General features: G+C 42.1%; 23 protein-coding genes. 14 read left to right on the top strand and 9 right to left on the bottom strand.

From position 1 onward, the window contains the following. The 5 genes from AAGR14_RS16215 (at position 1) to galU (ending at position 8,253) form a co-directional block, all read left to right on the top strand. Positions 1-3,243 (top strand): efflux RND transporter permease subunit, encoded by a 3,243-nt coding sequence (locus tag AAGR14_RS16215; protein WP_342645286.1) that lies wholly within the window; start codon positions 1-3, stop codon positions 3,241-3,243. Beyond that, positions 3,236-4,675, top strand: a complete 1,440-nt coding sequence (locus AAGR14_RS16210) for an efflux transporter outer membrane subunit (RefSeq protein ID WP_342645285.1) — start codon at positions 3,236-3,238, stop codon at positions 4,673-4,675. Before AAGR14_RS16215 ends, AAGR14_RS16210 begins: the two co-directional genes overlap by 8 nt. A gap of 266 nt (positions 4,676-4,941) precedes the next feature. After that, positions 4,942-6,189, top strand: coding sequence for a tagaturonate epimerase family protein (locus AAGR14_RS16205; RefSeq protein ID WP_342645284.1), 1,248 nt, complete (start codon positions 4,942-4,944; stop codon positions 6,187-6,189). Between the two features lie 186 nt (positions 6,190-6,375). Continuing rightward, a complete protein-coding gene (locus AAGR14_RS16200) occupies positions 6,376-7,365 on the top strand; it encodes a hypothetical protein (RefSeq protein ID WP_342645283.1) in 990 nt (329 codons plus the stop codon). 6 nt (positions 7,366-7,371) lie between these two features. Then, entirely contained in the window at positions 7,372-8,253 is an 882-nt protein-coding gene (gene galU / locus AAGR14_RS16195; RefSeq protein WP_342645282.1) for a UTP--glucose-1-phosphate uridylyltransferase GalU, read from the top strand. A 100-nt stretch (positions 8,254-8,353) separates the two neighbouring features. On the opposite strand, the gene AAGR14_RS16190 is transcribed toward galU, so the two are convergent. Further along, positions 8,354-9,241, bottom strand: a complete 888-nt coding sequence (locus AAGR14_RS16190) for a DnaJ domain-containing protein (RefSeq protein ID WP_342645281.1) — start codon at positions 9,239-9,241, stop codon at positions 8,354-8,356. Between the two features lie 158 nt (positions 9,242-9,399). Further along, complete coding sequence (locus AAGR14_RS16185) at positions 9,400-10,422, bottom strand: tetratricopeptide repeat protein (RefSeq protein WP_342645280.1); 1,023 nt, start codon at positions 10,420-10,422, stop codon at positions 9,400-9,402. A gap of 141 nt (positions 10,423-10,563) precedes the next feature. On the opposite strand from AAGR14_RS16185, the gene AAGR14_RS16180 reads away from it, so the two are divergent. Then, on the top strand, positions 10,564-12,330 hold the full coding sequence (locus AAGR14_RS16180; RefSeq protein ID WP_342645279.1) for an ABC transporter ATP-binding protein: 1,767 nt from the start codon (positions 10,564-10,566) through the stop codon (positions 12,328-12,330). Between the two features lie 14 nt (positions 12,331-12,344). Here AAGR14_RS16180 and AAGR14_RS16175 read toward each other — a convergent pair whose 3' ends face one another. Next, a complete protein-coding gene (locus AAGR14_RS16175) occupies positions 12,345-13,376 on the bottom strand; it encodes an Atu2307/SP_0267 family LLM class monooxygenase (protein WP_342645278.1) in 1,032 nt (343 codons plus the stop codon). Positions 13,377-13,722: 346 nt separating this feature from the next. On the opposite strand from AAGR14_RS16175, the gene kaiC reads away from it, so the two are divergent. From kaiC to AAGR14_RS16155, 4 genes are read left to right on the top strand one after another with little or no spacing between them, the layout of a single operon-like run. Beyond that, complete coding sequence (kaiC, locus tag AAGR14_RS16170) at positions 13,723-15,477, top strand: circadian clock protein KaiC (RefSeq protein WP_342645277.1); 1,755 nt, start codon at positions 13,723-13,725, stop codon at positions 15,475-15,477. Position 15,478: 1 nt separating this feature from the next. Then, complete coding sequence (gene kaiB, locus AAGR14_RS16165) at positions 15,479-15,760, top strand: circadian clock protein KaiB (RefSeq protein WP_342645276.1); 282 nt, start codon at positions 15,479-15,481, stop codon at positions 15,758-15,760. A gap of 40 nt (positions 15,761-15,800) precedes the next feature. Next, positions 15,801-16,106, top strand: a complete 306-nt coding sequence (locus tag AAGR14_RS16160) for a circadian clock KaiB family protein (RefSeq protein WP_342645275.1) — start codon at positions 15,801-15,803, stop codon at positions 16,104-16,106. A gap of 14 nt (positions 16,107-16,120) precedes the next feature. Beyond that, the gene (locus tag AAGR14_RS16155) at positions 16,121-17,800 is read left to right on the top strand and encodes an ATP-binding protein (RefSeq protein WP_342645274.1); all 1,680 of its coding nucleotides are present in this window, start codon (positions 16,121-16,123) and stop codon (positions 17,798-17,800) included. A 1-nt stretch (position 17,801) separates the two neighbouring features. Here the strand turns inward: AAGR14_RS16155 and AAGR14_RS16150 are convergent, their stop codons facing one another. From AAGR14_RS16150 to AAGR14_RS16140, 3 genes are all read right to left on the bottom strand, one after another. Beyond that, complete coding sequence (locus AAGR14_RS16150; RefSeq protein WP_342645273.1) at positions 17,802-19,328, bottom strand: DEAD/DEAH box helicase; 1,527 nt, start codon at positions 19,326-19,328, stop codon at positions 17,802-17,804. Positions 19,329-19,517: 189 nt separating this feature from the next. Beyond that, entirely contained in the window at positions 19,518-20,162 is a 645-nt protein-coding gene (locus tag AAGR14_RS16145; protein WP_342645272.1) for an NAD(P)-dependent oxidoreductase, read from the bottom strand. Between the two features lie 25 nt (positions 20,163-20,187). Next, positions 20,188-20,595 carry an Rrf2 family transcriptional regulator gene (locus tag AAGR14_RS16140; RefSeq protein ID WP_342645271.1) on the bottom strand — a complete coding sequence of 136 codons (408 nt, stop codon included), beginning with the start codon at positions 20,593-20,595 and terminating at the stop codon, positions 20,188-20,190. 199 nt (positions 20,596-20,794) lie between these two features. Between AAGR14_RS16140 and AAGR14_RS16135 the strand changes: the two genes are divergently transcribed. Beyond that, a complete protein-coding gene (locus AAGR14_RS16135; RefSeq protein WP_342645270.1) occupies positions 20,795-22,150 on the top strand; it encodes a Mur ligase family protein in 1,356 nt (451 codons plus the stop codon). An 85-nt stretch (positions 22,151-22,235) separates the two neighbouring features. Continuing rightward, complete coding sequence (locus AAGR14_RS16130; RefSeq protein ID WP_342645269.1) at positions 22,236-22,577, top strand: helix-turn-helix transcriptional regulator; 342 nt, start codon at positions 22,236-22,238, stop codon at positions 22,575-22,577. Positions 22,578-22,682: 105 nt separating this feature from the next. On the opposite strand, the gene AAGR14_RS16125 is transcribed toward AAGR14_RS16130, so the two are convergent. The 3 genes from AAGR14_RS16125 to scpB form a co-directional block, all read right to left on the bottom strand. Continuing rightward, positions 22,683-23,804: a GNAT family N-acetyltransferase gene (locus AAGR14_RS16125; protein ID WP_342645268.1), complete on the bottom strand. Its 1,122-nt coding sequence runs from the start codon at positions 23,802-23,804 to the stop codon at positions 22,683-22,685. A 77-nt stretch (positions 23,805-23,881) separates the two neighbouring features. Continuing rightward, positions 23,882-24,070, bottom strand: a complete 189-nt coding sequence (locus tag AAGR14_RS16120; protein ID WP_342645267.1) for a hypothetical protein — start codon at positions 24,068-24,070, stop codon at positions 23,882-23,884. 119 nt (positions 24,071-24,189) lie between these two features. Then, complete coding sequence (scpB, locus tag AAGR14_RS16115; RefSeq protein ID WP_342645266.1) at positions 24,190-24,750, bottom strand: SMC-Scp complex subunit ScpB; 561 nt, start codon at positions 24,748-24,750, stop codon at positions 24,190-24,192. A gap of 96 nt (positions 24,751-24,846) precedes the next feature. On the opposite strand from scpB, the gene AAGR14_RS16110 reads away from it, so the two are divergent. Both AAGR14_RS16110 and AAGR14_RS16105 read left to right on the top strand, forming a co-directional pair. After that, positions 24,847-25,542 carry a ferritin-like domain-containing protein gene (locus AAGR14_RS16110; RefSeq protein WP_342645265.1) on the top strand — a complete coding sequence of 232 codons (696 nt, stop codon included), beginning with the start codon at positions 24,847-24,849 and terminating at the stop codon, positions 25,540-25,542. A 30-nt stretch (positions 25,543-25,572) separates the two neighbouring features. Beyond that, positions 25,573-26,457, top strand: coding sequence for a ferritin-like domain-containing protein (locus tag AAGR14_RS16105; RefSeq protein WP_342645264.1), 885 nt, complete (start codon positions 25,573-25,575; stop codon positions 26,455-26,457). The last annotated feature ends 20 nt before the right edge of the window (positions 26,458-26,477 follow it).

The raw sequence follows: 26,477 nt of genomic DNA, 5'->3' as shown, positions 1-26,477 counted from the left end.
ATGTTTAATAAATTTATGCAAAGACCGGTGCTTGCAATAGTACTGTCGCTGGTCATTATATTTATGGGGGTGCTGGCCATCGAAACCCTTCCGGTTTCGCAGTTCCCGTCTATCGCCCCTCCAATGGTGGTGGTAAACGTTGCCTACCCGGGCGCCAGTGCCGACGTGTTGGTTAACTCAGTACTCATCCCGATGGAAAAAGCCATTAACGGTGCTCCCGGAATGAAGTACATGACCTCGGATGCAACCAGTGCGGGCGAGGCTACCATACAGGCCGTATTTGATTTAGGAACCGACCCCAACCAGGCGGTAGTAAACGTAAAAAACCGCATTGAGCAGGTAACTAACCGTTTGCCCGAGCTGGTACAGCGCGAGGGTTTGGTAGTGAGTTATACCTCGCCTAACATGCTGATGTATGTTAACCTTTACAGTAAAGACCCTAAAGCCAACGAAAACTTTTTGTACAACTTTGCCGGGGTAAACATTATACCTGAGCTAAGCCGTTTAAAGGGGGTTGGTAGCGCTAAAATATTAGGTAGCCGCCAGTATGCCATGCGGATCTGGCTTAAGCCAGATCGTATGCGCGCTTACAACGTATCAACCGATGAGGTGATGGAAGCCTTGTCGCAGCAAAGTATTATTGGCTCACCTGGTCGTTTAGGTCAAAGTACCGGTAAACGTTCACAGTCATTAGAGTATGTGTTGACATATGCCGGCCGTTACGATAAGCCTGAGCAGTATAAAAACGTAATTATCAGGGCTGATAAAAACGGCGAGATACTGTACCTGAAAGATGTTGCTGATGTAGAACTTGGTAGTGAGTTTTACGATATCTACTCTAACATGGATGGTCACCCATCTGCGGCCATTACCCTGAAACAAACTTACGGCAGTAACGCCAGCGACGTAATTAAAGAAGTTAAAGCTAAACTGGAAGAAATCAAGTCGCGCTCTTTTGCGCCGGGGATGGACTATCAGATCAGCTATGACGTATCCAGCTTCCTAGATGCCTCTATGGAAAAAGTAATCCATACACTGGTAGAAGCCTTTATTTTGGTGGCTATTGTGGTGTTTGTGTTTTTGGGCGACTGGCGTTCAACGCTTATTCCAACGCTGGCGGTTCCGGTATCTTTGGTGGGTGCATTCTTCTTTATGCAGCTGTTTGGGCTTACCATTAACCTGATTACTTTATTTGCGTTGGTACTGGCTATTGGTATTGTGGTAGACAACGCGATTGTCGTCGTCGAGGCAGTGCACACCAAGATGGCCGAAGATCATTTGTCGCCCTATAAGGCAACCAAAGAAGTACTGCAAGAAATAAGCGGGGCCATTATTGCCATTACCTTTTTGATGACGGCGGTGTTTGTGCCTGTGGCATTTATGAGCGGTCCGGTAGGTATCTTTTACCGGCAGTTCTCCATCACCATGGCTACCTCCATTGTAATTTCGGGTTTTGTGGCGCTTACGTTGACACCGGTATTGTGTGCCATGATTTTGAAAAACCATCACGGTCAGCCGCAAAAGAAAACCATTGTTGATCGCGGATTAGATGGATTTAACCGCTGGTTTGACCGGGTAACCGGACGCTATACCAGTTTGCTGAGGAGTATTGCCAGCAGACGAGTGGTAACGTTTGCTATGCTAATTGCGTTTTGTGCCGGCATTTGGTTTACATCTAACTCACTACCAACGGGCTTTATCCCGAATGAAGATCAGGGCCAGGTATACGCTATCATCCAAACTCCTCCGGGTTCAACGCTCGAAAGAACGAACGACATTGCCCGTCAGCTTCAAAAAATAGCCGAAAAAGTTGATGGTGTGGCGTCGGTATCTGCATTGGCAGGTTATGAGGTATTAACCGAAGGCCGTGGCTCAAACGCCGGTACCTGTTTAATTAACTTAAAAGACTGGTCGGACCGGAAGCATTCTGCCAACGAGATTGTGCAGGAGCTGGAAGAAAAGGCGCGTGTAATACCGGGTGCTACCATTGAGTTTTTTGAACCGCCGGCTGTACCTGGCTATGGTGCTGCGGGTGGTTTTTCGCTGCGTTTGCTCGACCAAACCAATTCTGGCGATTATGCCAGCTTTGGTAAAGTAAACGACGAATTTATGGCCGCCCTTAAAAAGCGTAAAGAGCTAACCGGTCTGTTTACTTTCTTCGCGGCTAATTACCCGCAGTACGAGTTGGAGATTGATAACAAGGCAGCCATGCAAAAAGGGGTAACCATCAGCAAGGCCATGAATAACCTTTCTATCCTGATTGGTAGTACTTACGAGCAGGGTTTTATCAGGTTTGGTAACTTCTTTAAAGTTTATGTACAGTCATCGCCAGAGTACCGTGCATTGCCCGAAGATTTGCTAAAACTGTATGTTAAAAATAACCGCGACGAGATGGTGCCTTATTCTGCCTTCATGAAAATTAAGAAGAAGCAGGGCCTGAACGAAATTACCCGTTTTAACATGTACACTGCTTCGGCTATTAACGGCGCACCGGCGCCGGGCTATAGTAGCGGCGAGGCCATCAAAGTAATTCAGCAAGTGGCCAAAGAAACATTGCCACGCGGTTATGACATCGACTGGATTGGTTTATCTAAAGATGAGGTTGGCCGTGGTAACGAGGCCGTTTACATCTTTTTGGTGGTGTTAGTGTTCGTCTACTTTGTGTTAGCAGCTCAGTACGAGAGCTTCATTATTCCGTTAGCGGTAATCTTATCATTACCTACCGGTGTGTTCGGGGCTTTCTTCCTGTTAAAAATAATGGGCTTGTCTAACGATATCTACGCACAGGTAGGTTTGGTAATGCTTGTTGGTTTATTAGGTAAAAACGCGGTACTGATTGTAGAGTTCGCGGCACAAAAGCACCAGCAGGGCGCTACCGTGTTAGAGGCGGCTATTGAGGGTGCAAAAGTACGTTTCCGCCCAATTTTGATGACCTCGTTTGCCTTTGTGGCTGGTTTGATACCCATGCTGTTTGCTACAGGGCCTGGTGCATTAGGTAACCGTACTATTGGTGCTGCATCGGCAGGTGGTATGTTGTTAGGTACGGTGTTCGGCGTAATCATTGTGCCGGGCCTGTATTACATATTCGGGTCGCTGGCTGCCGGTCGTAAACTTATTCAGGACGAAGATCAGGTGCCGCTGTCAGAAGATTTTACCCACACCAAAAAGAAGAAAAGAAAGCTTTGGTTTTTTAAATCCAAAGAGGAAAGCTTAGTAACCGAGAACGCTAATCACAATGAATAGAAGTAAAATCAATAAATATATAGGAATTGCTTGCCTGTCGGTAGTATACAGTGCCTGTAAAATACCGCCATTGGTTCAGCGTAATGAAAATAAGACGGTACCGGCAAATTATAATGCCGATGGAGCAACCGATAGCACCAATACGGCTAAGGTAACCTGGAACACATTTTTTAACGATCAGAATTTAAACAGCCTGATTGATACTGCACTTAAACATAACCAGGAACTAAATATCACTTTGCAGGAAATTGAAATCGGTAAAAACGAAATTCAAACTAGGAGAGGGGAGTACCTGCCTTTTGTAGGCGTTAAAGCCGGTGCCGATTTAGATAAAGTAGCAAGGTATACCAGCCGTGGTGCCAGCGAGGCAACTACCGAGATTAAGCCCGGAAAGGAAATGCCCGATCCGCTGCCTAACTACCTGCTTGCAGCCTATGCTACCTGGGAGGTTGACATTTGGCATAAATTACGGAACGCTAAAAAGGCCGCTGTTGAACGATATCTTTCGAGCGTAGAAGGCAGAAATTTCATGGTTACTAACCTGATTGCTGAGATTGCCAATTCGTACTATGAATTGCTGGCTTTAGACAACCAACTGGATATTGTTAAAAAGAATATCGACATCCAGAACAATGCGCTTAAAATAGTAAGGATACAAAAAGAGGCTACCCGGGTTACCGAACTGGCTGTTCGACGGTTTGAGGCACAGGTGTTAAGCACTCAGAGTTTGCAGTACGGCATACAGCAAAAAATCACCGAAACTGAAAACAGGATTAACTTTTTGTTAGGCCGGTACCCGCAACCTATCCAGCGCGATTTTCATTCATTTGATAACTTGCCGCTGGCAGATATTAAATCAGGTTTGCCATCACAACTGCTGGCCAACCGGCCGGATATCCGTCGCAGCGAGCTGGACCTGGCCGCTTCAAAACTGGATGTAAAGGTGGCCAAGGCGCAGTTTTATCCATCATTGGGTATATCAGCAGCCATAGGCTACCAGGCGTTTAACCCGTCGTATCTGTTACGCACTCCAGAATCGTTGTTATATTCAATAGGAGGAGATTTGGTAGCACCATTAGTAAACAGAAATGCTATTAAAGCTGTTTACGGCACCGCGAATGCCAAGCAGTTACAAGCAGTATTTAACTACGAGCGTACTATCCTGAATGCTTATATGGAGGTAGCCAACCAATTGTCAAACATTGGCAACCTCGAAAAAAGCTACAATTTAAAATCGCAGCAGGTGCAAAAGTTGTCGCAATCTATCAATATTTCTAATGATTTGTTCAGATCAACAAGGGCAGATTATATGGAAGTACTGCTAACCCAACGCGATGCGTTGGAGGCTAAATTTGAATTGGTAGAAACCAAAAAGCAGCAAATCAATGCTCGCATTAACGCCTATCAGGCGCTTGGCGGCGGCTGGCAATAGCACAAAAATACAAGTCCTTTAGTTTTTATTTATAAGTTTATGTTGTTTAAAGGAGAGGCCGAAAGGCTTCTCCTTTTTTGTTGTATCAGTATAATTTAAAAGGGCAACCAGTGGCAGTAAAATATCAATCGATTGCAAAGCCGATTTTGATAAATTCTTTGTTTTTAATGCCTCTTTTTTAAAAAACTATTGATTGTTCTATGTAATTTGTTGGCGTTTTCTATATTTTGATTCCTTAAAAACCAGCATTAAACTCCTTTCACACTATGAAAATCGAAAAATTTTCCTTCGGTATGGGCGACCGCTTTGCACATCAAGGCGAAGCTCAGCTTAAAGCAATTCTGAAGGCTAAAGACCAAGGTATAAACATTACCCCCATCTGGAATAAATCAAACCGCGAACACAAAACCGTTAAAACCGAACCAGCTGAGTTGCGTGCTGAAGCCGATGCAGCAGTTAAAGCTTTAGGCTGGGCTGATTCCTATCGTGTAGATGCCGATCATATCACCCTGGCTACTGTAGACGGTTTTATCGGCAGCTCGGACTTTTTTACTTTAGACGTTGCTGACTATATTGGTAAGCCCGCACCCGAAGAAGAAATTAAGGCTTTTGTTGAGCGTCGTAAAAAATACATTGGTAGCCTGTCCATTCCGGGTATTGAGCAGCAATTTGAAATTACCGAAGCCATGCTGCAAGACGTAGCCAGCAAATTTTTACTGGCTGCTATAGAGGCTGGCAAACTGTATAAACATATTGCCTCTGTTAAAGGAGATGATAACTTTATTGCCGAGGTTTCGATGGATGAGGTGAACGATCCGCAAACGCCGGTGGAGTTGTTTTTTATCCTGAGTGCACTGGCCGATTTCGAAATTAAGGCGCAAACTATTGCCCCTAAATTTACCGGTCGTTTTAACAAAGGTGTTGATTACGTTGGTAATTTACAGCAGTTTGCTAAAGAATTTGAAGAAGATATATTGGTAATTAGGCAAGCAATTAAAGAATTTGGTTTGCCCGAAAATCTGAAACTGAGTGTGCACTCCGGAAGTGACAAGTTTTCGATTTATCAACCCATCAACGAGTTGATGAAAAAGCATGATGTAGGCATCCATTTAAAAACCGCAGGTACTACCTGGCTGGAAGAAATGATTGGCTTGGCCGAAGCGGGCAACGAAGCTTTGGAGTTAGCCAAAGAAATTTACATTAATGCATTAGGCCGTTTCGACGAACTATGTGTACCGTACGCTACGGTTATTGACGTACAGGAAAGCCGTTTGCCAAGTGCTGATGAAGTGAAAGATTGGAGCGGCGAAAAATTTGCCAACTCGCTGCGCCATAATCAAAAACACCCCGACTTTAATCCTGATTTCAGGCAGATGTTGCATGTTGCCTACAAAGTTGCCGGCGAAAACGGTGACCGCTATTATGCTGCCTTGAAAAAATATAGAGACATTGTAGCTAAAAACGTGACCGAAAATTTATACGAGCGTCACGTAGTTCCTTTGTTCATGAGCTAAAATAGCTCTTTGCAAAGCTTTCGTCTTGACGTAATCAGGGCTATGCAGTTTAACGTTAATTAATATCCTGCACAGTCCTGATTATTGGTTTATTTACTAAACCTTTGTTCTATATTTACTCGGTATATCTCATATGCTGAGTATCGCACATTTACAATATACTTATCATAACGTTTAAACATCCCTATGATCGACTCCAGGGCCTATGCACGGGCCGGCTTTTTAGGCAACCCATCAGACGGCTACTTTGGTAAAACAGTAAGCCTGATTGTAAAAAACTTTGGTGCCCAAATTTTGCTTTACGAATCGCCCGAATTAACTATTGAGCCGCAGGAGGCTGACAGTAGCAATTTCAGGAATATTTATCACTTAAAAGATACCGTATCTCTTATTGGTTATAATGGTGGTATTCCGCTTATTAAAGCTACCATCAAAAAGTTTTGTGACTATTGTGATCAACGGGGTATAAGGTTATCTAAAAATTTCACATTACGTTATCACTCTACCATCCCGCGTCAGGTGGGTTTGGCGGGCTCAAGCGCTATAGTTATTGCTACGCTTCGTGCCCTGATGCAATTTTACAAAGTTGAGATTCCGTTAATCGAGTTGCCTACCGTGGCTTTAGAAGCCGAAACCCAGGAAATGGGCATTAATGCCGGTTTGCAAGACCGCGTTATACAGTGCTACGAAGGTTGCGTACATATGGACTTTAATAAAGAACAAATACAAACCCATGGGCACGGTATATACACACCGATTGATCCTGCTTTGCTGCCTAAACTGTACATTGCTTACAAAACTGACTTAGGCAAAGTATCAGGCAAGGTACTTAACGAAATCCGATCAAAGTACGACAAAGGCGATGAGCACACTATCTCAACATTAAGTAAAATAGCTGCTTTGGCTGATGAGGGCAGAGACGCTATTATGGCACGAGATTATGACCGTTTAGGCCAGGCTATTAACCAGAACTTTGATTACCGTTGCGAAATTATGAACATTAGCGATAGTAATATGGAGCTGATTAACACTGCTCGCGCTTGCGGCGCCTCGGCTACATTTACCGGCTCTGGTGGCTCCATCATCGGCATATATAAAGATGACGAGATGCTGAAACGACTGGTATATTCACTTAAAAAAATAAATTCAAGAGTTATAAAACCATACCTTATATAATATATCATGGTAAAAAAAGCTATTATTCCCGCTGCAGGATTAGGTACCCGGTTTTTACCGGCAACTAAAGCATCTCCCAAAGAAATGCTGCCTATTATTGATACCCCCACTATCCAGTACGTAGTTCAGGAAGCAGTTGATTCGGGTATTGAAGATATCCTGATTATTTCGGGTAAAGGTAAACGCGCTATTGAGGATCATTTTGATCGTCATCCTGAATTGGAGGCCCGTTTACAGGAGAAGGAAGATGCGATGTATGACGAGATTCGTCATCTGGCTGATATGGCAAACATTCACTTCATCCGTCAAAAAGAAATTAACGGTTTAGGCGATGCCATTTATTACGCACGTCATCATACAGGTAACGAGCCTTTTGCTGTATTACTGGGCGACACCATCATCGATTCTGTAATTCCAGTTACGCAGCAGTTAATTGATATTTACGAACAATATCAAAGCACCGTAATTGCTGTTGAAACGGTTCCGTTTGATAAAGTATCACGCTACGGTATTGTAGGCGGCGAAAAGTTGTCTGATACGCTGATGTTGCTGGATCAGCTGATTGAAAAACCGGCTACCGATAAAGCACCATCTAACCTGGCTATCGCCGGTCGTTACATCTTAACACCAGAGATTTATAAGTCGTTAGAGAAAACACCGCGGGGTAAGGGTAACGAAATTCAGTTAACCGATGCCATGTTGCTATTATTAAAAACCGAAAGTTTATACGCACACACTATCGAAGGTAAACGTTACGATATCGGCAACAAACTGGACTTTTTGAAAACTACGGTTGATTTTGCATTACGCAGAAAAGAGTTTGCAGAGCCTTTCTTAAAATACCTGCGCGAAACCGTCCAGAAGCACGACGAGGCTAAGGCAGTTTAATCTTATTGGCGAAAAATACTTATAAGTAAAAAAAGCGAGGTACTTAACCTCGCTTTTTTCTTTTGCGTAGCTTTACAGTAAAACCTCAAATTACAATACGTCAGAAGCCGTTTTCCGCCTCAGCTTGTTTTATAGCCCATTTGGGTATATAGCCAACAACATCATCTGCCTGCACTCTGTAATACTTGTTGCCCTTTTCAAGTACAACTACTTTCGAATGGTCCTGAAGCGTTTTAATAACAGGGGCACCAAACTGTGCGTACTCCCGCAGGTAAACTAAACCAGTTTCATTTGCTCTAACTTCAGCCTCGTTTAATCTTTCTTCGTTAATTATCGCCTGAGACTGAGGTTTGACAATAACAGCAGGCTTAGAAGTGACAATTGGCTTAGCAACAACAACAGGTTTGGATACTGCATAAGTAACTGGTGCGGTAACTTTTGCTGCAGGATAGGCAACCGGAGGTTGATTTTCTTCGGGCATCGCGGCAACCGTTATGGTCTTACTGATGTAGTTGGTAGGGGCAACTAATAGGGCCTTGTTTCTGATATGCCTTTTTTGCTTATGATGGATCACTAATGGGGCAACAGGCGGCGCGCTAACTAAAGGCTCACTAATAACAGGGGCTCTTTTAACATTTTGATACACCGACCGGTAAACGTAAGAACCAAACACCCCGGTAAGCAATATCAGGATAATACTAAACGTAATATCGATTTTGGGAGTGATTTTGCTAGCAATATTCTTTTTTAACGGGGCTGGTATTGTGGCGCTGTTCAATGCTTTTAACTGCTCGTCATATTGTTTTCGCTTAACAGGATCGGTCAGCACATTAAATGCCTCCCTAACTTCGTTAAACTGCTTTGTGTAAAAGCTATCGTGCCCGTTAAGTACAGGGTCAAACTTAGGCGAAAGCTTTTCATATGCTTCGATAATTTCGAGCAACGTACTTTTGGGGTTTACTCCAAGGATATAGTAAAAATCTTTCATGTTTGCCTTAAGGTGTTGACAACCAAAAGATTTGACTTGTTTGGCTAAGCATGGTTTAAGCTGTTTTATAAAAAAACCAGAGGTTATATTATTGAATTTTTAGCTGCTATTTAAATGTAAGCTGCGTTACGATCAGTTTAATGTTTAATTAAAACGAATTATCGAATAATGGGCTGGCCGTTATTTTTAACCCATTCCTTTAAAGCTAAAAGCTGCTGCGGATGTGCAGTTACCCAAGCCAAATCGGTTTTACTAACGCCTTGCTTTATATAATGTGCAAAAGCGTTAATATGTGGCGATTGGGCCAGGTTGTAATAAAAGCTTAACAATTGGGATGTAAACGCAGACCCGGCTATTTGCCCGTTACCTTGCTGGTTAAGTGCTATCAAAATGTATTTTAATTGTTGAGCAAACACATCAGAAGCAGCAGGTTTTTGTTGAGCAACGGTATTAACGGCTTTAATAATCGCAGCATTTAAAGTAGCATGGCTTGTACTTAGTCTCACAGGCTGTGTGCCAGGATCTGGCTTTAAAACACTGCCGTCAAGAATGTGCTGCATATTCTCGTTAGCTTCGGCAGCATGAGTACCTGTTGGTTCCATCCACAAAAAGGTGAGCAAACCCAGCAGGGCAGGAGCCCGCTTATTTTGATGAAAAGTAACCAGAGCGTATAAACGCATACTTGGTGCTGCCGAATGGTCAAGACTAAGCGCTTTTACCGCCGCACGTTCTGCGTCATCATACTGATGGTCGCGAAAGTAGGCCAGCCCTAAGCCATACTGCAAAGCATAATTGGCCGAATCAAGCTTGATGGCTTCTATATAATTAGGTATAGCCAATTTGGGCTGGTTGGCCCGATCATATATACTGCCTAACAATCCCATGGCACTGCTTTTTATGGCAGCGGTATTCCCGCTTTTGGCTGCAGCTTGTAAATAGGGGATGGCTTCCTGACCTTTACCAACGGCATTCAGCGCAAACCCCAATTGATATTTGGCTGTAATATTATCGGCCTCTGTAGCCAGTGCTGCTTTATATTTTTCGATAGCGCTGGTGTAGTCACGGTTAGCGCTTAACTGGTTGCCCTCATTAATTAGTGTGCGTGTGTCTTGTGCACAAACATTATAGGCAATTAATGCAAAAAGCAGCATCATCACCATTGATTTGATTATTTTAAGCATATACTAAAGTATGAACTTGTTGTTGTAATAGCGTAATTAAAGCCTTATTGCGTTTTAACAGCCGGATTTTAGTAATAGCCGGTATGGTAAAGTACCTTATACTATAAAACACTTGTTTTAACAACGGGTTATCTAACCTGCATGAGAGTATTATGGAACTATTTAAAACCGCATCGCTGGCTGGTTGCCCTGTCTTTATTACTGGCAGGTGCCAGCCAGGTGCTCACCATGCTCGACCCTCTAATATTCGGTAAAATTATTGACGACTTTACCGGCAAAACCATAGTTCATGCTTCTGATAAGCAAGTAAAAGAAGTTTTACTTTGGTTATTGGTGGCAACCGGCATTGCATTGCTGGCACGGTTAAGCAAGGCCATACAAGAATACCTGATGCGCATAGTGGTACAGCGTTTTGGCATGCAGATTTTTAACGACGGACTTAAACGTACCTTGCGTTTAAGTTTTCAGGAGTTTGAAGAACAGCGAAGCGGCGAAACGGTGGCAGTGTTGCAGAAGGTTCGTACCGACACCGAGCGGTTTATCAATTCTTTTATAAATATTCTTTTTTCATCTGTAGTAGGCATCATCTTTTTAATATGGTACGCCGTTACCAAGCATTGGGCGTTGATACCTGTTTTCTTTATCGGTATTGTAGTTATGGGGGGGCTAACCGGCTTACTCAGTAAGAAGATAAAAACGGTACAGCGTTCTATCAATAAGCAAACACTACAAATTACCGGAGCCATTACCGAATCATTACGCAATATAGAGCTGGTTAAAAGCTTAGGGCTTACCTTTCCGGAAATACGCAGAATGAAGGAGTACACTCAGCGTATTTACGACCTGGAAATGAAGAAAAGCAAACACGTACGTACACTTTCATTTTTACAGGGCGCTACGCTTAATTTACTGCGGCAGTCTATCTTATTCATCTTGCTTTGGCTCATTTTTAGAAACGTACTCACTACGGGCGAATTGATTACCATGCAGTTTATCTCTACATCTATCTTTGTGCCTTTACAGGATTTGGGAAATATCATTCTGCTGTACCGCGAAGAAGAAGCGTCGTTGCTGCTGTTTGACCAACTAATGCAAAAGCCGATTGAAGAACGGCCCGAAGAGCCTATAGAAATTGGGCCATTAGAAAATTTGCAATTTGATAATGTTGTTTTTAGACACAAAACAGCGCAGCATAATGCTTTGGATGGTATCTCATTTCAGGCCAGCAGGGGAGAAACTGTTGCGTTTGTCGGTCCGTCAGGTTCGGGCAAATCCACTTTGGTAAAACTGCTGGTTGGGCTATACCGGCCGGTAGAAGGTGAGATATATTTTAATGGTATACCATCGGCCGACATTAGGTATAACGAGTTGCGCCGACAGATAGGTTTTGTTACCCAGGATACCCAACTGTTTGCCGGCACCATTAAAGAAAATCTTTTGTTTGTTAAACCTGATGCTACTGAAGAGGAAATGATGGAAGCGTTGCACAAAGCATCCTGCGACCAGCTGCTGAGCAGAACCGATAAAGGCGTTTATACGGTTTTAGGGGAGGGTGGATTGAAACTATCGGGAGGCGAAAAGCAGCGGATTTCTATAGCGCGGGCACTGATCAGGCATCCCAAGTTATTAATTTTTGACGAGGCTACCTCAGCGCTTGATTCTATTACTGAAGAAGTAATTACAGACACTGTAAGATCGATATCTGCCCGGCGCGAGCAGATTACCATTCTCATTGCGCACCGGCTAAGCACCATTATGCATGCCGACCATATTGTAGTACTCGAAAAAGGGAAGATAGCAGAAACCGGAACACACACCGAGCTGGTGAATGCTAAAGGTTTGTACTATGCCATGTGGCGCCAGCAAATTGGCGAACGGCGAAAAGAAGCAACCTTAACAGATGTATAATTGGGTTAGTCGGTTCATTTTCCTAACGCTTTACGCACGGCAGGTGCTACTTGGGTGCCTAATAGCTCTATGGCTTTAAGTATTTGTTTGTGGTGTGTGTGGCCGGTTACCAGTTGTGCTAAAAAGCGGGTATTACCAAACAATTCGTGTTGCCCTAAAATTTTGTCAATTGCTTGTTGTACGCTGCCTACTACCAGGGGGCCATCCTGTCGCAAATATTCAAACTGCGCTTTACTCATGGGCGACCAGCCACGATCCCGGCCTACGCGGTTCATGAGCGCTTCGTAAGATGGGTAGAACTCATCGGCCGCTTGCTGGCTTTGTTCGGCCACGTAAAATTGTGAGCTGATACCCAATTGTAAATTACTTACTTCGTGCCCTGCTTTTTGAGCCGCTTCGCGGTAAGTATCTACAAACGAAACAAAGTGCCTTGGTGCACTGCCCAATATAGCAATCATCATAGGGAGCCCTAACTTTCCGGCCCTCACGGCAGACGCCGGTGTGCCACCAACGCCCAGCCAAACCGGAATAGCCGGCTGTAATGGTCGCGGATAGATGCCTTGATTGTTAATAGGAGCGCGAAACCGTCCCTGCCAGGTAAGCTTTTCTTGCCTGTTAATCTGCATAAACATCCCCAGTTTTTCAGAAAAAAGATCATCATATTCATCCAAATTATAACCAAAAAGCGGGAACGATTCGATGAATGAGCCCCGGCCGGCAATCATTTCAACACGTCCGCCCGAAATCAGGTCGGCCGTAGCGAAATTTTGAAATGTGCGAACCGGATCGGCCGAACTTAGCACGGTTACTGAGCTTGACAGCCTGATGCTTTTAGTGGTTGAGGCGGCAGCTGCAATCATAATTTCTGGTGCCGATATCACAAAGTCCGGGCGGTGGTGCTCTCCAAATGCATAAACATCTAAACCTACTTCGTCGGCCAGCTTCACTTCTTCCAGTAACTGCTGTACACGTTCGTGTGCATGTATAGCGGTACCGGATTTACCATCCGGTTGTACTTCTCCAAAGGTGCTGATGCCTATTTCCATATTGAGGTTTGTAAATTCTAAGGCTTTTTATTGCGCTGCTAAAATAACAACTCGGGCAGACATAAAATTGTATTGATCCATAAACTTTGCCAGAAAATGGAGGCCAAGTAATGTAATAAATTAGCTCTTATTTTTATTACTCCAATTTAAGTGAATCAATAGTTGCAACAATACTTGACTTTTACTCATAGTAAATGCCAAATAATTAACAATAATCATTTGTTGCAAAATGGACTTTTATTTAATTATTAATATAACGTTTACAGTTTTAAACTAACGAAAGTGATTTTATTTTAGCTAAGCAGTTAATTGTGTAATTTAGGCACTTTACTTAGTACAACATCAAATGCCTTCAAAAGCAATAAATCCTTCCACTATACTATCACCTTCATTAGCTAAAACTCCGACAGGCATCATAGGCTTGGATGAGGTAACGTTAGGCGGACTACCTACCGGGCGGCCAACACTTATTTGTGGAAGCGCCGGTTGTGGCAAAACACTGTTTTCGCTTGAGTTTATTGTGAGGGGGGCGCAGCAGTTTAACGAAAACGGTGTATTTATAGCGTTTGAAGAAAAGGCAAACGAACTGGCTGCTAACGTGGCCTCGCTTGGCTTCGACCTGAACAAACTTCAACAAGAGAAAAAAATCAGGATAGATTATATCCACATCGATAAAAACGAAATTGAAGAAACCGGTGAGTATGATTTAGAAGGTTTATTTATCAGGCTTAACCATGCCATTGACAGTATTGGCGCCAAAAGGGTGGTATTAGATACTTTAGAAAACTTATTTTCCGGCTTGTCTAACCAAACGATATTGAGGGCCGAGTTGCGCCGGTTGTTCCAGTTTTTAAAAGATAAAGGTGTAACGGCTATTATAACCGGTGAACGTGGCGATAGCTCACTAACGCGCCAGGGCTTAGAAGAGTATGTGTCTGATTGCGTTATTCTGCTTGACCATCGCATTATCAATCAAATATCAACCAGGCGGCTGCGTATTATAAAATATCGCGGCTCGGTGCATGGTACTAACGAGTATCCTTTTTTGATAGATGAGGAGGGCATATCCGTGCTTCCTGTCACTTCCCTTTTGCTTAACAAACCAGCGTCTACAGAACGCGTATCATCAGGCATCCCATCTTTAGACCAAATGCTTGGCAAAGAAGGTTTTTATAAGGGCAGCAGTATCTTGGTATCCGGCACAGCCGGCACTGGCAAAACCAGTGTTGCTGCAAGTTTTGTAAACAACGCTTGTAGCCAGAAAAACAGATGTATGTTTTTTGCTTTCGAAGAGTCGCCAAGGCAAATTATTCGTAACATGCAATCTATCGGTATGGATTTGCAAGCCCATATTGATGATGGGTTTCTGCAATTTTTTGCTTCACGGCCTACACTATATGGTTTAGAGATGCACTTGGTGGCTATACACAAAGCTATCAAGAAATTTAAACCGCAAGTTGTTGTGCTCGATCCCATTACCAATTTGATTACTGTGGGCACTGTAAGTGATGTGAAATCGATGCTGGTTAGGCTGATTGATTTTTTACAGGAAGAGCAGATTACGGTGATGTTTACAGCTTTAACACTTAACAATATTGTTAATGAGCAAACCGACGAAGGTGTATCTTCATTGGTGGATGCCTGGCTGCAGATTAAAGACATTGAGATGAATGGAGAGCGTAACCGCGGTTTGCATGTAATGAAATCGCGGGGTATGAAGCACTCTAACCAAGTAAGGGAATTTGTTATTACAGATGCCGGGCTGGACTTAATTGAAGTTTATTTAGGTCCGGAAGGTGTGTTAACTGGTTCTGCCCGTGAAGCACAAAAATTATTGGAAGAAACCGGACAAGTATTACATACACACGCTATTAGCCGTAAAGATAGGGAACTCCTACGTAAACGTAAGGTGCTGGAAGCTAAGATAGATAGTTTAAAAACTGAATTTGAGTCGACTGAAGAAGAACTGAATAAGGTTTACATCGAGGAAGAGATAAAAAAAGAGGTGATGCAGCAAACCCGCGAAAAGATGACAGAATTGAGGAGAGGCAACATAAATGTAAACGCCGGCGAAACTAAAGCTGGTAAAAAGAAAAAATAAAGTGGAACAAACCTACGAGCTGAGGCTTTATATAGCAGGTAAGACGCAAAAATCAATTACAGCTTTAAAAAATTTGCAAAAATATTGCGAAGAAGATTTGAACTGTCAATATACTATTGAGGTTATTGATCTTTTGGAACAGCCGCAGCTTGCTGAGGGCGACCAGATTTTAGCCGTACCTACGTTGGTGAAGAAAGTACCCGAACCTTTGCGGCGGATTATTGGTGATTTATCTAACCGGGAGAAAGTTTTGGTAGGTTTGGATATCCGCACAAAAAATTAGGGTCAAATGTTTTTATGTATGCTGAAGCGTAATTGCTCGTATGGCCAGTAATCAGTTTCCAAATTGGGATGAACCCTATGATGGGCAGTATCAGCTACGTTTATTTGTTGCCGGTAATTCTCCGGTGTCTGTAAGAGCCATTAATAATCTGCAAAAAATATTAGAGGAGCATCTTAAAGACCGGTATGAGCTTGAGATAATAGATATTCATCAACAGCCTGAATGGGTTGTGACAGAAAATATTACAGCTGTGCCACTTTTAATTAAGAAAGCTCCAGTACCTAAGCGCATTCTGGTGGGTGATATGTCTGATACAGCCCGTGTACTTCGTGGCTTGAACGTTTAAAGTTTGTTTTTAAATTGGAAAGGCAAAAAACCATCGAGGAACTCAAAAACGAACTGGAAGAAGCTCGTTACCAGTTAGAAGAAGCTAACGAACTGATTGAAGCAATTCGCTCGGGAGATGTAGACGCATTGCTCATAAAATCTAACGATGGGCATCAGCTTTACACACTCGAAAATGCTGATATTACTTACCGTTTTTTCATCGAACAAATGAATGAGGGAGCGGCATTGCTCAATGCTGACAGGACGATCCAATACTGTAACTCCCGTTTCGCGGAATGGGTTGGTATACCACTCGAAAAAGTAATTGGTAAAGATTTTACTCAATTGGTGTCGGCGGATGATTCGTTGCGCTGTATCAGTTTGTTGGATGACGCCAGATTCAATAACACGAAAGGGGAATTAACGTTAAAGGGGCAACGCTCCGTAGAAATGCCAGTATCTGTGTCACTCGCGATGCTTAGTACCAAAGACGCACCATCCCTGAGTTTAATATTGACTGACCTGACGGAGCAAAAAGAAGCGCAACGTTTGCTAAAGCATCAGAATGCATTATTGGAAGAAGCCCAGGCAGAAACGCAACGGCTAAATGCAGATTTAGAGCAGAAGGTTGCAGACCGCACTAAAGAACTGTACGAAAACCAGCAACGTTTGGCGCTGATGTTGGAAACCATGGCTGAAGGCGTTGGAATTACCGACGCAAATGGAAAGATGACCTATGCTAACCCTATGGCACAACGTATATTAGGGCTAAAGCAAAGCACCATATTGGAGCGTACGTACGATGATCCACAGTGGCAAAATTTACGGCTCGATGGATCGCCTTTACCCAGCCATGAGCATCCGATGGCTATTATGCTGACGACTGGGCAACCGGTTTATGATTTTGAGATCGGTGTGCAGCCACCAGACCAGGACCGGTTCTATATATCGATCAACGCCGCTCCGGTAAAGGATGAAGATGGCAATATTGTAGCGGGTATAGGCACTTTTATGGACGTTACTAACCGGCGGAAGGCTATACAGCAAAAAGATGAGTTTATTAGCGTAGCCAGCCACGAACTGCGCACTCCAATAACCAGTTTAAAAGCATCATTGCAGTTATTGCAGCGGATGAAAGATAACCCGAATCCAAAAATGCTGCCGGTGCTGATAGAACAATCAAACAAAAGCTTAAATAAAGTAAGTGTATTAATTAATGATTTGCTTAATGCTACCAAACTTACCGAAGGGCAACTGTTACTGGATAAGTCTGTATTTCAAATAGGTGACTTGGTGAAAAATTGCTGCCATCATATTAGAATTGATGGAGTGTATGAATTGCAAACAAATGGCGACGATGACCTCAAAGTTTATGCAGACGCTGGTAAAATAGACCAGGTGTTAGATAACTTTGTGAACAACGCTGTTAAATACGCCCCTAACTCAAAAAAGATACAGATCGGTTATCAAAAAGTTGATGATATGGTAAAAGTATCGGTAACAGATTTTGGTATGGGCATCCCGCCCGAAAAGCTACCTTATTTATTTGAACGATATTACAGGGTCGACACCGGAGGCCACCAATATTCGGGCTTGGGTCTTGGTTTATACATCTGCTCAGAAATAATAAAAAAACACGATGGTCAAATAGGTGCTACCAGCGAGATGGGTAAAGGCAGCACCTTTTGGTTTACATTACCTTTTGCTGGTTAAACTACGATGCCATCTTTGAAACGTCGCGGCGGCGCATGGCACGTTGAATCAAAAGATTAAGTTTGTTTTTGTAGTCTTCTTGTAACCACTCGGTGTAATTTTTAGTCACTTTTCCCAGGCATTTGGCATATTGTTTTATGCGCCATTCAATCTCTTTGTTGAGTTCTTGGGTAAGCGCTAAAGCTTCGGTAGTGGTCTGGCTGTTTGCAATACACATTAAAGCGTGCTGCTTCACCGACTCACTCATTACCACACGGGCTTTTTTACCGCTGTCTACAGCTTCTTGATAAGCCTTTTGTACATCAAAAGATACCTGTAAACTATTAGGGAAACAGGCACGTAAATCAGCGGGGATGTTATGAGCCTCGTAGCTGGTTTGGCTATGCATACCCTCGTAATAAGCCTCAGGGCTTTCAAAAACTGATTTCCAGTCTACGGCAGATTTCCATTCGCCAAAACGATCCGTATTGTTACCTAAGTCTATGATGTTAAACGTTTTTTTCTGTGGTAATCTTCTGGAGCCACGACCAATCATTTGATGATACAGGGTAATAGACGTAGTTGCCCGGTTAAGAATTACTGTTTGGATGGAAGGTTCGTCAAAGCCGGTAGTCAGGATAGATACTGATGTTAATATCGCTCCTCTGGTTTTTTTGAACCATTTTAATATCTCCACTCGGTCGGCTGCAGAGGTATAATTATCTAAATGCCTGATGGCGTAACCGGCTTCTTCAAAATGGTGACAAACCGCTTTCGATGTAAAAATACCGTTGTTAAAAATTAACGTCTTTTTGTTTTTTGAATGCTCTTCATAGGCATGCAATAGCAGCTCGAGCATAGCCGGCGACGAGTATAACTCATCGGATGTACTTACTGTAAAGTCACCATGGATGCCGGTTTTTAGCGAGTTAAGTTCTACATCATACCGCCAGCTCACGGGTTTAGCCAAATAGCCTTGCTGAATTAACGACTCAATGTTTTCGCCAACAATTAGCTCATCATAATTTTTACGCATAGGCAAATTAATGTCGGAGCTGAATGGGGTAGCTGTTACGCCCAAAACGGTGGCATTGCTAAAATTACCCAACAATTTATGAAAAGAATTATGATGCGCTTCATCTATAATCACCAATCCAATTTCATTTGTACTGATGATACCGTCTTTGATACGATTTTTTAGTGTTTCAACCATGGCCACAAAGCAGGAGTAATTCTCACGCTTGCTAAGCTTTTTTACGGTACTTACAATCGCCTTGTTATTAACGCCAAGTACCTTTAATCGCGTAGATGTTTGGTTGCACAATTCTTGCCGGTGAGTAAGAATAATAACTTTTTGGTTGTATTGCTGTATAAAACGTTTAGCTATTTCTGAAAATATCGTGGTTTTACCTCCGCCCGTAGGTAACTGGTATAGTAGCCTTTTATTACCCGAAGATTGCGCCATGCGCTCAAACAAAGTATTAATATCGGCTTCCTGGTAAGGATAAAGTTGCAGCGTATTTTGGGTTGCAGTAGTCTCACTATTCATCAACAAGAAAACCTTAATTTTAACTTAAGGTTTTGTAAAGCCATTAGCGAAAATTTAACTGGCTAATAGTGAGGCTTTAACTTTTTTCACCTTAAATAACCCTTAACTTTAAGGGTGGGTAGTGAGATGTATAAAGAAATAGGCCCATACTATTTGTTAAGTATAGGCCTATATATAAGGGTCTGATATTCAATAGCCTACTGTAAAGCGGGCTTTTACAAATTGATTGTTTTCTACTTCATTAATCAAAGCAACAGCTAAATCATCAACAGAAATGTCACTTTGACCGGCCTCGTTAAATACAGGCTGTGCTGTAGCAGTACGGAAGGTACCGGTACGCTGGCCGGGATGCAGGTTGATGGCAGGGCTCAAAAACGTCCAGTCAAGTTCTTGTTCTTGGCGCAGCTCGTTTAAATAATCGCGGGCTGCCGTTGCGCCCGGTTTATAAGCAGCCGGAAACTCAGGTGTATCTACTAATTGCACGCCGGGTGCAATTTCTAAACTGCCTGCGCCACCCACAAATATAAAACGCTTAACGCCGGCCTGTTTAGTAGCTTGCTGTATGGCGCGTGATCCTTTTAAAAAATCGTTATACAAGTCGGGGTTGGTCCAACCTGCGTTAAAGGTACTGATAACGGCATCGTGGCCTACCAGTAAATTCGCTAAAATATCGGCATTATATACATCGGCTGATTGCTTAACTAAGTGCTCGTTTTCAATATCCAGCTTTTCTGGCTGACGGGCAAATGCGGTAACTTCGTGTCCGCGGGTTAAAGCTTCGGCAACAACTTTAGGGCCTACAAAACCTGTGGCTCCAATAACGGCTATTTTCATATACTAAATGATTTACGGTTAATGATTAATTAAATTGATTATAAAATTGTTCGAGTGTTTGGTGCCCCAAATGTTCAACCACTACTTCGTTAATCTGCTCGTTAAGCGTATCCATATGTTGGTTAATCTGTAGGCCTATTGGACAAGCAGGGTTGGGTAAATTACGTGCTTTGCCCAGTAAAGGGGCTTGTGCTACTGCATTGTAAATATCTGCAATACTAATTTGCTGTGCTGGTTTGGCTAAAGTATATCCTCCCGTATTACCTTCTTTACTTTGCACTAAACCGGCCTTACGCAAACCGCTCAGCTCTTTACGTACCAGTACCGGGTTAATATTAATACTTCCGGCCATATAATCTGACGACAGGCTTTCGGCACCAGCCGAGTGTAGCAGCGTTAAGATATGTACAGCAATTTGAAAGCGTCCGGTCATCTGTAATTAATTTTATTACAGTACAATTTTCGTACATCTTATTCCTATTTCAAAGCTTTTGCTTACGTATGACGTAAATATTACAATCCCATTTAGTTAAATGAGATGTGAATTTGATGAGCACGTGTATAACTTTTGTTACAGGTTAAAAGATTTTTTCTTTATTTTGTAGGCAATTGCTCAATTGTTAATATATTAAATGAAAGTACATTTCATAGCCATAGGTGGCAGTGCTATGCATAACCTGGCTATTGCTTTACATAAAAAAGGTTTCGAAGTAACCGGATCAGACGATGCTATTTTCGAGCCTTCCGTATCCCGATTAGCCAGATATAATTTATTGCCTCCAGAATATGGCTGGTATCCTGAAAAAATAACGTCTGCTTTAGATGCCATTATTTTAGGTATGCACGCACGGCCTGATAATCCGGAATTGTTAGCTGCGCAACAAGCCGGATTAAAAATATATTCTTACCCGGAGTATATTTATGAGCAATCAAAAGACAAGCTGCGAGTGGTTATTGGCGGGAGCCATGGTAAAACTACCATTACTTCCATGATATTACATGCTTTGCAGGCGGCAGGCAAAGCGTTTGATTACTTAGTAGGAGCGCAGTTGGAGGGTTTTGATACTATGGTAGGGCTGAGTGATGCGCCGTTAATGATTATTGAAGGTGATGAATACCTGTCATCTCCGATAGACAGGCGTCCAAAGTTTCACATTTACCGCGCCAATCTGGCGGTAATCAGCGGTATTGCCTGGGATCACATTAACGTGTTTCCTACGTTTGAAAATTACATTGAGCAGTTCGCCACCTTTATTAATACCATGGAGCCTGATGGTACTTTGTTTTACGCAGGTAATGACGAAGTGCTGGAGAAAGTGATTGCCGGCGATAACTCGGCGATACAAAAGTTTCCGTACCATGCACCTGCCTATGAGGTTAACAACGGCGTTACTACGGTGCTGTTTGAGGATGAAAAGTATGAATTGCAGGTATTTGGTGAGCACAACCTGCTCAACCTCGAAGCTGCCAGAAATATTTGCAATCAATTAGGTATTACCTCGCATAATTTTTACAGCAGCATGCGCACTTTTAAAGGTGCGGCCAGGCGTTTGGAGTTGTTAGGGAAAAGTGACAGTACCAATATTTATAAAGATTTTGCACACTCGCCTTCTAAGTTAAAAGCAACTATTCATGCAGTTAAAACTCAGTTTCCTGAGCGTAAATTGGTAGCATGCATGGAGTTACACACTTTCAGTAGCCTGAACAAAAATTTCTTAGGAGAATATGCAGGGTGCATGGATGAAGCTGATACAGCAATAATTTTTATCCATTCAGAAACTTTTTTTCATAAAAAGATGCAACCTTACGAAGAAAGTTTCGTAAGAAGTACAATTAAGAGGCCAGACCTAATTTACTTTGACCAGCCAGAAAAGTTGAAAGAGTATTTAGCGAAACAAGAATTAACCGGAAAGAACTTATTATTAATGAGTTCTGGAAATTTTGGCGGTCTTGATTTAACAAGACTAACAGAAAAACTACTGGGATAAATAAACTCAGGCTTTGAAAAAATGAAGTTATAGTATATCTTTATTTAACTATTGCGAAATCCCTATTCTAAATATTAAAATTAAAATGAAAACACTCGGCAAAAAAATTAGACTATTAAGACATCAAAAAGGTTGGAGTCAGGAAGATGTGGCCAAACGACTGGACATTTCAATCCCTGCTTTTTCAAAAATTGAAACAGGTATTACCGACATCAACTTATCAAGATTAGAACAGATATCTAATTTGTTTGATATGTCGGTGGTTCAATTACTCACCTTTAACGACGCAGAGTACGAGCAGAAGTACGTTAATGAGTTGGAGAACGTTAATAAAAAGCTGATGGATAGGGAAACTGAAGTTATTGATCTCCAGAAAAAAGTAATCGAATTATTTGAAGAACTTCGACAAAATAAAGTGAGTGCATAAATTTGAAAGCCGGTAAGTGGTTTTACTTGCCGGCTTTTTTTAATCATTAGCGCTTGGCGTTAAAATGAGTATTTTGTTATATACTCATTAATTAAGCACAATCATCTAATTAAAAATGTAACGCATGGTGGCGTGTTTTTTCCCTAATACACCACCCATTGCTTCGTGCAAGGCCAGCATTTTATCGTTAAAGTCGCCTACCCACGATAGTTCCATTTCATCATACTGCTTTAAAGGCAGCACATACTCTTTTAGTTTAATAAACAAAACTGATTCCAATCCATGTTTCTGGAACTTGGTTTTCGTGCCCATTACTACGGCCCGCATACGGTTTACGCCTTTCCAACGGTAATATAAAAACTTAAGTTTACCAATGAGGTCGAGCTTTCCGTTTAGTGTTTTAATCATTTGGTTGGCATCCGGCAGTACCACCACAAAGGCAGCCGGTTCATGGTCTACATAGGCAAACCAAATTAGGTTTGGATCCATAATAGCTTTCATTTTTCTAAAAGTCTCAAAAATGGTTGCCTTTTGTATAGGTACAAAGTTTTCGAAGTTTTTCCAGGCATCATTGTAAATCTCCATAAAGTCGGTGGCAAACTGCTCTATCTCCGAAGTTTTAAGATGCTTAAATGTGTAACCGGGCTTTTGGGCTACCCAATTAGCAATTTTAGTAAATCTATCGGGAAAAGGTTTATGAGCACTTATATGGTTAGTAATTTGCTCATATAGCAACGTAAAGCCATATTCATCAAAAAGCTTTTTATAGTACGGCGGATGATAATTCATACCGTAAGATTGTGGCATGAAACCTTCCACCAACAGTCCCCAAAACATATCGTTCTCACCAAAATTGATAGGGCCATCCATAGCGGCCATGCCCTGCTGCTTTAGCCAATCTTTAGCGGTATCAAACAGTAAAAAGGCTGCTTTTTCATTGTCTATACACTCAAAAAAACCAATACCACCGGTAGGTTTATCGTAATTATATGCTTTTTTTTCGTTGATGAACGCAGCAATACGCCCGGCGGGCTTGCCATCATCGCCGGTTAAAATCCAGCGTTTAGCATTACCAAAATTAAAGAACACATTCCGCTTTGGGTCAAATACAGATTCCACGTCATTATCCAGCGGACAAATCCAGTTGGGGTCGTTTCGGTATATATACCGTGCTGTGTTTAAAAAGGCTTTCCGGGTATCTTTATCGCTGACTTCGGTAATGGTCATGTTGATGTACTGGCAGATAATGAAAAAGCATCCGGAACAACCGGATGCTGCACAAAAATATCAGTTATTAAACAAAATTAATAATCGTCGTCGTCATCGTCGTAACGTGTGCCATCATCATCAAGATCATCTAATGGCTCGTCTTCAAAGTCGTCATCAAAATCATCGTCGTTTAATTTCGTTTGCTCAGCCGGTTTGCCGGCTGCTTTAATAGCCAGGTCGCTATTAAAAATGCTCTTGCTTGCAGTTGTTCTTGGCGTTTGCATAGTCAATCTGTTAATGGGTAACTATATTCTGTTAACTTTTTCAGGTATTAATATTAACGGCGGTTGTTGTTATTTCAAAAATAATTAAAAATCAACGCAGTTAAAACGCTGTTAAAAATTTATTCTTGCTGATTACCAATGGCGTTTTCATTTTTGCTCAACTCACTTAACGACGGCATATCTTTTATACTGTTTATGCCCATATAATCTGCAAATAAATTGCTAGTAGCGTAGAGTATGGGTTTGCCAATTGTTTCTGCCCGGCCAGCTATGGCAATCAATTCTTTCTCGAGCAATTTTTGTATAGAGTAGTCGCAATTTACGCCTCTTATCTGTTCAATTTCAACTTTGGTAACCGGTTGTTTATAGGCAATAATGGCCAGGGTTTCAAGCGCAGCCTGGCTGAGCTTTTTCTTCGAGCGTTGCAGTTGCAACTGGTTAATCACTGCGTGGTAAGCTTTTTTAGTTAAAAACTGATAGCCGTTATTGATTTTTACCAGTTCAATTGCGAAAGCGGGATCCTGGTATTTAAGTTCTATTTTATATATCGCTTCCTGTATTTCCGGGGTATCAGTTTCTGCATGTAACGCAGCCTGAAGGCAATATATTATTTCCTCTAAACGAATGCCCTGTTCTGACGCAAAAATCAATGCTTCAACATATTGTTCGGTGTTACTCACAAAACAAATGTAACAAAATGCTTAACTGCTAAATCTGTAAAACTAATGATTAACAAAATTGTAATAGTAATAATCTAATACAAATAATACTTACTTATGAAAACAACGACACAAGAAGATGTTCTTGCTAAAGAAGGAATGGCCAGACGGTCTTTTCTGAAGTTTGCCGGTGCTGGTGCCATTGCTGCCGGAGTTGTGGCTACTGCTTCGTCTTGCCAAAAACATGGCGGCGTAGTAAGCGACCCTACCGCTATTGATTTGGGTACAGGTGATTTGGCCGTATTAAACTATGCTTATGCTTTGGAGCAATTAGAGGCTGCATTTTACACTCAGGTTGTATCAAGTCCATACGCAAATATCAGTACTACAGAAAGGAATTTTTTAACTGATATCCGCGATCATGAGGTTGCTCACCGTGAGTTCTTCAAGACTGCCTTAGGCGGTAACGCTATTGGAGCTTTAACTCCAAACTTTAGCAAAATCAATTTTGCCGACAGAACAAGTGTATTAAGCTATGCAAAGGCTTTTGAAGATTTAGGTGTTGCCGCATACAACGGTGCCGGTTACTTAATTAAAAGTGCCGACTACTTGACATTGGCTGGTAAAATTGTTTCGGTAGAGGCTCGCCATGCTGCTCTAATCCGCCTTTTATTAGGAATTGCTATTGAAGAAGATACGATTGTAAACGTTTCAGGAAGTGGTTTGGAATTGTCTCAAACTCCGCAAAAAGTTTTAGATCAGGCTAACCAGTTTATATCTGGTAAACCGCTTATTGCTCCAAACTTAATGTAATTAACTAAACAGCTATCAAAACATTTTACTATGAATCTTTTAAATCTTATTGAAGATATCCACACCGCAGATCCGGAATTCAAGGACAGAATTAGTCCGCGCCGTGCTGCCATAAAAAATATAACCAGCTTTGGTACTAAGGTAGCCGCTGCTGCATTACCTTTTGCATTCAGTACGTTATTTAAAAAAGCCTACGGCCAAACTGCAACACGTTCGGTAGTAGACGTTTTAAACTTCGCTTTAACTGCAGAAATTGCTGAATTAGGTTTGTATAATACTGGCCTTGGACGCGCTAATTTAATTCCTGCCCAAGACAGGCCTGCAATTACATTATTGCGTGACGTTGAAACTAAGCACGTAACGTTTTTGAAACTTCAGCTTGGCAACAATATCAGTTCAACCAATGCGGCTTTAAGCTTTGCAGCAAACACGCCGAATTTTGATTACACTGGTAATAAGTTTTCTACCACCGCTTCTACAGCACCGTTTCCTACCGTATTCACCGACTACAATGTATTTTTAGCAGTGTTAAACGCGTTTGAGGATACTGGTGTTCGTGCTTATAAAGGTCAAGCACCATTTTTGCTGGGAAATGCAGCAGTATTAACTGCAGCATTGAATATTCACTCTGTTGAGGCCCGTCATGCTGCGTTTTTACGCCGCTTAAGAGCTATTCGTAACACATCGTTAACCATTAAACCATGGATTACTGGTGATGGTGCTACTGCAAGTGGTGTTGCTGCCCCAGCAGCGGCTGCAACTGCTGCTGCTGCTGTTTACGCAGGCGAGGCTAATACTACTCAAGCTAATGTGAATATTGCGGGCTTCGTTTCTACTAGCGCTGCTCAGGAGGCTTTTGATGAGCCATTAACTACTGAACAAGTGTTGGCGATATTGAGTAATTTCATGCGTTAATACTTGATATTAACCATGTT

Origin of the sequence: Mucilaginibacter sp. CSA2-8R (assembly GCF_038806765.1) — a bacterium.
In the GTDB taxonomy this organism is placed as follows: domain Bacteria; phylum Bacteroidota; class Bacteroidia; order Sphingobacteriales; family Sphingobacteriaceae; genus Mucilaginibacter.
The sequence above is the reverse complement of the archived record's forward strand: the minus strand, read 5'-3'. Positions and strand labels throughout refer to the sequence as shown.